The sequence below is a fragment of the Thermoleptolyngbya sp. M55_K2018_002 genome (genome assembly GCF_015295965.1).
Taxonomy (GTDB): Bacteria; Cyanobacteriota; Cyanobacteriia; order Elainellales; family Elainellaceae; genus Thermoleptolyngbya; species Thermoleptolyngbya sichuanensis.
Genome location: NZ_DVEA01000400.1, coordinates 1 through 7208 on the forward strand (window position 1 = coordinate 1; position 7208 = coordinate 7208).

The following is a 7208-nucleotide window of genomic DNA, read 5'->3' on the forward strand; positions in this document are numbered from 1 at the left end:
AGTGGGCGCGACCGTATTGCCGGAATTTGCCGGACGATGGCGACAGGACGCTACCCCGCTCGACCCACAAGCACCGTCAAGCGATGTGCCCGATCCGGCCAAACCGCGACTGCCTGATGGCGTTGCTGAGGCCATTCTGGAAACGCTGGGGTCGCTGCCCCAGTCGCCGCTGCATCCCGACCCACAGCCCGGCCGGGTGCGGCTGGACGTGCGCCGAGTCAACCAGTTGCAACTGCTGAATCTGGGTCTGCTGCCAGAGCAGGTGGCGATCGCCCCCTACTGCACCTATCAAACGCCGGAGCATTTCTTTTCCTATCGGCGAGAGCGGCGCAAGCAGGTGCAGTGGTCGGGAATTGTCAGTCGGTAAGTGTTGGGCAAGCTGGTGAACAGCAGAGCATCAGGCAAGGTGCGTCAGTGTTGAGAAAAGTAACCTTTGTGGGAATTCTGAGTAAGAAGCATTGGGCAGAGAATTTTCTGGTGGCGGATGCCCCGTGTTTCGTCTCCCATGTTTCGCCTGGTGTGTGAGTGATGGTTAATCAGCGTCAATGAGTAGGGTGGAACCGATCGATAGAGTCAGCAGTGTTGTGGACAGTTGGGAGCAGCAGGGATCGATTCTGGACGCGGTAAGCGTCGGGGTGGTGGTCTGTGGACGGCGGGTCGAGATACAGTTTTGCAACCAGATAGGGCGATCGCTCTTGGGGCGGACGGGCGATTTGCCACCGGATAGCCCGCTCGAATGCCTGACTGAAGACTGGATTTGTGAAGCGGGGTCGAAGCTATCGGTGGCGCAGTTGGTTCAGCGGGCGATCGCCACTGGAGCGACCCTGCAAGCGGTGGTGGGGATACCCCAGGCTCGGCAGAATGGTGCTTTCGGAGGGTCTGTGACTTGGCTCAGGCTGAGCATCCAGCCCCTGCCCCCAAGCTCCTCCCCGTCAGGGGCAGTTTGCACGCTGATCGACCTCACCGAGCAGCGCCCCGCAGCGCAACAGGGACGATTTCCGCAGGGATCGCTTTGCGAATCGCAGCGTGATCAAGTCGCAGACCTAGTGCTGGCCCGACAGGAATTGATGCAGCGCACCGAGCAGCTAGAGGCGATCAACCGCGAGCTAGAGTCCTTTTCCTACTCGGTGTCGCACGATTTGCGGGCCCCTTTGCGCCATATTTCGGGCTTTGTGGCGGTCTTGGGCGATCGCCTAGCGGCCAACGGCTGGCTGGATGACCCCAAAGTGACTCACTATCTGGACACCATTCGCAACAGCAGCCGCAAGATGGGCCTGCTGATTGACGGGCTGCTCAATCTGTCGCGAGTCACCCGGCGATCGCTCGTGCAGCGCCCAGTGCCGCTCCGTCCCCTGGTCGATCGGGCGATCGCCCTGGCCACGTCCGACGAACAGCCCGGTTCCCCCGTCGAATTTGTGATTGGAGATTTGCCAACGGTGTCGGGCGACGCGACCCTGCTCCAGCAGGTGTTCGCCAATCTGATCGACAATGCCGTCAAGTTCAGCCGCCCCACGCCCCAGCCCCGCGTCGAAATCGGCTGCCTGCCCAACCGCACGCTGTTCGTCCGCGACAACGGCGTGGGCTTTCCACCGGAATTCACCGATCAGATCTTTGGCGCATTCCAGCGGCTCCATCCGGAGCAAGAATTTGAGGGTATGGGCATTGGGCTGGCGCTGGTGCAGCGGATTGTCCTGCGCCACGGCGGCAAGATCTGGGCAGAGAGCCAGCCTGGGCAGGGCAGCACGCTCTATTTCACCCTCCAGGAGGTTCAGATATCCGGGGACAGTGAATCGGAGCCAGGATTGGAACACGGCAGATGAGCGCGTCAGACAAAAGCGTTACCATAATTGCCTTCCCGACCCCTGATGATGAATATATAGGACTGATGCGCTTGCGATGAATGTTCTGGATTTTGGATGATTTCTTGCAGGCCCAGTTTGTGAGAAATCCTCTGGTAAGAACTCGTCTTGCGAGAGATCCTCTTGCGAGACATCATCCCCCTGCGTCAGCCTGAATTTAGTCCGATATTTAGTCCGAAGTCCGAATTGAGTTGCTGAACCCCTTGAGTAAATTCCATGATGCTGACGGCTGAGAGTCGGGTTGCCATTCTGCTGCATGAGGGAACGCAGGGTTCCCACGGCAAAACAGGGCTGTCTCTATTGCGCTATAGCGACATTCCAATTGTGGCGGTGATTGACCAAGCGGCGGTGGGGCGATCGCTCCTCGAAATGACTGGGATTCCCCGCGATGTGCCGATTGTGGCCTCGGTGCGCGAGGCGCTGGCCTATTCCCCAACCGTGCTGACCATTGGCATTGCGCCGTCGGGTGGGGCGCTGCCCGATGCCTGGTGGCAAGAGGTGAAGGACGGCGTGGCGGCAGGATTGTCGGTGGTCAACGGGCTGCACACGCCAATGGCGACGGCTCCCGACTTGCGGGATCTGGTGCGCGATGGACAGTGGATTTGGGACGTGCGGCAGGAACCCCCAGGGCTGACCGTGGGCAGCGGCAAAGCGCGATCGCTCTCCTGCAAGCGAGTGCTGACAGTGGGCACGGACATGAGTGTGGGCAAAATGTCTGCCAGCCTGGAGCTAGACCGGGCCTGTCGGGCGCGGGGGCTGCGATCGCGCTTCATCGCCACCGGGCAAACGGGGCTAATGCTGGGGCACGACGGCATTCCGCTGGATGCGGTGCGGATTGACTTTGCCGCTGGAGCCGTCGAGCAAGCCGTGCTGCGGAATGCGCCCAACCAAGACATTCTGCACATCGAGGGCCAGGGTTCCCTGATGAATCCCGCCTCCACGGCCACGCTGCCCCTGATGCGCGGCAGCCAGCCCACCCACCTCGTCCTGGTTCACCGCGCGGGCCAAACCGAAATCCGCAGCTTTCCCGGTTTTCACATTCCGCCGTTGCCGGAAGTCATCCAGGTCTATGAAACTGTCGTCCGTGCAGGCGGCACCTTCGCCCCGACTAAGGTGGTGGCGATCGCCCTCAACACCTTTCACCTGGAGGAAACAGCCGCACAGCGGGCGATCGCCCAGACCCAGGACGAAACCGGACTGCCCTGCACGGACGTAATCCGCTTTGGCGCAGAGGGAATCTTGGAGGCGATGCTGGATTGATATTACCTGATATTACCTGTCATCATCTGGTATTATCTATTATTATCTACTATTATCTACTATTACCTGGTATTACCTGGCATTACCCCGTCACCTCGGCCACCTGCCGCTCGGCCACGGCTTGCACAGACTGCTCGGCTGCCAGGGCCGCTAGCTGTTCCTCAAGCTGCGCTTTCACCACATGGCGAAACTGGAAGAAATGCTCGCCGGTGCTAAGGGCAACGAGATAGTCGTAGAGCAGGCGCGGCCGGGTGAGGGCGATCGCCAGCAGTTGTCCCCAAAACCGAAATCGCGTGGAGCGCAGCACGCCCTGTCGCCAGCAAATCGCACTGAAGAGTTGCCACTCGGTGCGGGTGAAGGGGCGATCGCTCTTAGCCCGCCAGCCATTCATCATGCGGAAATGGCGAAAGGTGCGCTTCAGGAAATTCATCGGGTCATAGATATGCCAGAAAGCGTCGATATACTCGCGGGCGATCTCTTCCACGGGGCGCGTCGGCACAAAGTTCATAATCGTGCCCTGATGGAAGGTTCCCAGACCATCGGTGAGCCGCCCCTCCTGCTGGAGTCGGTTCCACAGGGCGGTATTGCGGAGCGCCTGCAAGATGCTAAATTGCGCCTGAGGAATTCCGGTTTCCTGAATAAACTCACGCACGCGCCGCCCTGCCCCCGGCCGCTCGCCATCGAAGCCGATGATGAAGCCTGCCATGATTTGCAGCCCGGCCCGCGTGACCTTGTGGCAAGCATCGATCAGCGATTGGCGCGTGTTTTGCAGTTTATTAATGCCCACCAAGCTCTCGGTATCGGGCGTTTCAATGCCCATGAAGACGATCGTAAAACCTGCTTTCACCATGAGTTCTAGCAATTCGTCATCTTCTGCCAGGTTCAGCGAGGCTTCGGTCAGTAAGATAAACGGATACTGGTGCGCCTCCATCCAGGGAATGAGCGCCCGCAGGAACACCTTGGCATTGCGCTTGTTGCCGATAAAGTTGTCGTCTACCACAAACACATAGCGCCGCCAGCCCAGTTCATAGAGGCGATCGAACTCAGCCAGCATTTGCTCTGGCGTTTTGGTGCGGGGCTTGCGGCCGTAGAGGTTAATGATGTCGCAGAATTCGCACTGGAAGGGGCAGCCGCGTGAAAACTGCACAGTAATCGCCAGGTAAGCTTCTAGATTCAGCAGGTCAAACCGGGGAATCGGCGTTTGTGTGACATCGGGCTTTTCGGCAGAGCGAAAGATGCCGCTGGGTTCGTGGCGGGCGATCGCCTCCAGAAACAGAGGAATCGTGCATTCTCCCTCGTCCAGAATCAGATAGTGGGCCCCTGCTTCCTGGGCCATGTCTGGATAAGAGGTCGGGTATGGGCCGCCCACTGCCACTTTCTTACCCAGCGCCACGCCCTTGCGAATCAGCGCTTGAAAGTCTGCTTTTTGAATCACCATTGCCGAGATTATGACCAGATCGCACCAGTCCCAGTCGTCTTCCGTTTCGGGGCAGACATTGCGATCGGCAAAGCGCAGGTTCCAATCTTCAGGCAGCATCGCCGCCACCGTAATCAGGCCCAGGGGCGGATTGGTCGATCGCAATCCCGCCAGATCCAGCGTTTCCTGATACGACCAGAAGGAATTGGGCATCACGGGCCAAAGCAACAGCACGTTCATAGGCACTCCAGGGGGCGAGGAGAATCCGTGATGACAAGGCGTTAGGAATTGGGAATTGAGACGTTAGGGGTTGGGGTAATGGTCAGCGCTGAAATCACCACTGAACAGGCTGAAAAGAGAGTCATCGATTTTGCCTGTCCCGTTAACCTGTCCCATGAACCTGTCCCATTGACCCGTCCTAACTGGCTTGCCAGGAGCTATTTCATGTCCCCTTAACCTACGCCGATTCATAACATTAGGGATTATCTATTCACGATTCGTTTCATTTCTCGTTAACTTCCGTTACGCTCTGCCCTCCCGTTCCCTAAGTTTCTGCCAACTGGGGCCGGGTGTCCCCAAAACGCCCCCCAACTGTACCCAGTTGTGCCCATTGCAACCGTACAAGTGCGCTATTTTGAAAAAATCACCGTATTCTTGAAGTTAAGCGTTCTGAAAATGAGGAAAGACGAGTCATCACCCGGCTTGCCCATTTTTCTGGAACTGTCAACCCGGAGCAGGTTGCTCCGGAATCGGGTGACCTTCCCAGCCGCACCAGATTCTACTGCTGGCTCAGGCGTTCACTATGGGGAAATATGCCCTGCTGATTGGGGTCAGCAACTACCAAAATCAGGATGCCGTCCGCCCATCTCCGAGCGCTCGAAACGATGTCAACGCGCTGCGGGAGGTTTTGCTGCATCCAGAAATCGGTGGCTTTGATGAAGCCCCGCACGTGTTTGACCCCGACCGCATGGAGCTAGAGGAACGCATTGAGGAGTTTTTTCGCAAGTGCAGTGCCCACGATCTGGCGGTGATGTACTTTTCGGGGCGGGGGCTGCGCGACGATTTGGGGCGGGCCTATTTCGCGACCCGTTCCACCCGCCGCAACTCAGACGGACAACTGGTCAAAGCAACTGCCCTACCTGTGGGGCTTGTGCGCGATCTGTCGGGCAGCAGCCGCTCGCGCCAGCAGGTGATGATTCTAGACTGCGGCTTTAATGCTCAGGTAGACCCGGCCGTGGCGGCACGGGCCAATGGCTCCTTTAGCCTTGGGCATCAGTTGGGAGCGCAGGGGCGGGTGATTTTGCTGGCGGCAGATGATGCGCCCGTGGTGCTGGATGACTGCGATCCGGATCTGTCGCTGTATACGCATCATCTGGTAGAAGGGATGACAACGGGCGCGGCGGATCAGGATCACGACGGCCAGGTGTCGGTGAAGGAACTGCACACCTATACGAGCGATCGCGTGCGACTGGTTTTGCCGACGATGCAGCCGGAACTGATTGCGCTGCGGGATGAAGACGGGGCGATCGCCCTCACCCGCGTTTTTCGTCAAGATCCACGCCAGCGCTATCGGGAAGCGGTGCAGCGGCAGCTTGACCCCGACGGGCGACTGACTCCCGCATCCGTGGCGATTTTGAAACGGCAGCGATCGCAGTTTGGGCTGTCGGATGCCGATGCGCTCAGCGTCGAGGCAGAACTGATGCAGCCTTTCCGAGAACACGCCGAGCGCCTGCAAGACTATCGCCAGACGCTCAGCGCCGAACTGGCCCAGGCGTATCCGCTGTCTCCAACACAACTGGGTCGGCTGAGGGAATTGCAGCAGGTGTTGGAACTGTCGGATGAGGAAGTGGAGCCGATCCACGAAGCGCTGATGCAGCCCTACGCCGAGCGCGAAGCCGCCTACCGCACCCATCTGATTCAGTATGAGCAAGCCCTGACCAAGGCGCTGCTGCAAGCCGACCCGCCCAGTGACGCGGTGCGCGATCGCCTCCGACAGCAGCAATCTGTGTGGGGACTGGCCGACGCAGACGTGGCCGCCATCGAACGGCGCGTGCAGCAGCAAATTCAGGAACGCCGCGAGCGCGATCGCCACAACCTGTTGCGCTATGAACAGGAATACGAAGCGGCGTTGCGGGCTAGCGAAACCCTTGGCCCCGCTGATCGGCTCAAGCTCGACAAGCTGCAACACGCGCTCGACCTGCGCCAGGTGCAAATCGACTCGGTGGAACAGCGCGTGCAGGCTCGGTTGCAGAAGGAACGGGCCGAACGGGAAGCGCAGCGACAGCAATATCGAGCGGCATTTTTGCAAGCGATCGCCCAGGAGCCAACCCTGCGAAAATCCGAGCGCGATCGCCTCCAGACCTTGCAAACGCGCCTCCAGCTTAGTGATGCAGACGTGGAAGCCCTGGAGCAGGCCGCGCTGCACCACCAGCGCCAGCAGCAGCACCAGCAAAATCTGAAACGCTACGAGCGGGCGGTGGCCCAGCGCCTTAGGCTAGAGTGTCCCTTAAACGAGTCGAGCCTATCTGAACTAAAACTGATTCAGGAGTCTCTCATGTTGACGGATGAGGAAATTGCCGCGATTCAGCGCAAGCTAATGGCCCTGGCCGAAGCCCAGCGCCGCGCCCAGGCAGAAGCGCAGCCCCAACCTTTCGCCGCGGGTTTGCCGCCTG

Annotated in this window: 5 protein-coding genes; 4 read left to right on the top strand and 1 reads right to left on the bottom strand. The window is 59.3% G+C overall.

What is annotated here, in order from left to right:
• The 3 genes from IGS51_RS20395 to IGS51_RS20405 form a co-directional block, all read left to right on the top strand.
• Positions 1-367: laccase domain-containing protein (locus IGS51_RS20395; RefSeq protein WP_297080602.1), on the top strand; the 367-nt coding region annotated here is incomplete at its 5' end.
• A 178-nt stretch (positions 368-545) separates the two neighbouring features.
• On the top strand, positions 546-1820 hold the full coding sequence (locus IGS51_RS20400; RefSeq protein ID WP_297080603.1) for an ATP-binding protein: 1275 nt from the start codon (positions 546-548) through the stop codon (positions 1818-1820).
• Positions 1821-2075: 255 nt separating this feature from the next.
• Positions 2076-3119: a DUF1611 domain-containing protein gene (locus tag IGS51_RS20405; RefSeq protein WP_297080604.1), complete on the top strand. Its 1044-nt coding sequence runs from the start codon at positions 2076-2078 to the stop codon at positions 3117-3119.
• An 82-nt stretch (positions 3120-3201) separates the two neighbouring features.
• Here IGS51_RS20405 and IGS51_RS20410 read toward each other — a convergent pair whose 3' ends face one another.
• Positions 3202-4776: a B12-binding domain-containing radical SAM protein gene (locus IGS51_RS20410; RefSeq protein WP_297080605.1), complete on the bottom strand. Its 1575-nt coding sequence runs from the start codon at positions 4774-4776 to the stop codon at positions 3202-3204.
• 562 nt (positions 4777-5338) lie between these two features.
• Here IGS51_RS20410 and IGS51_RS20415 point away from each other — a divergent pair.
• A partial coding sequence (locus IGS51_RS20415; RefSeq protein ID WP_297080606.1) for a caspase family protein occupies positions 5339-7208 on the top strand: 1870 nt, incomplete at its 3' end.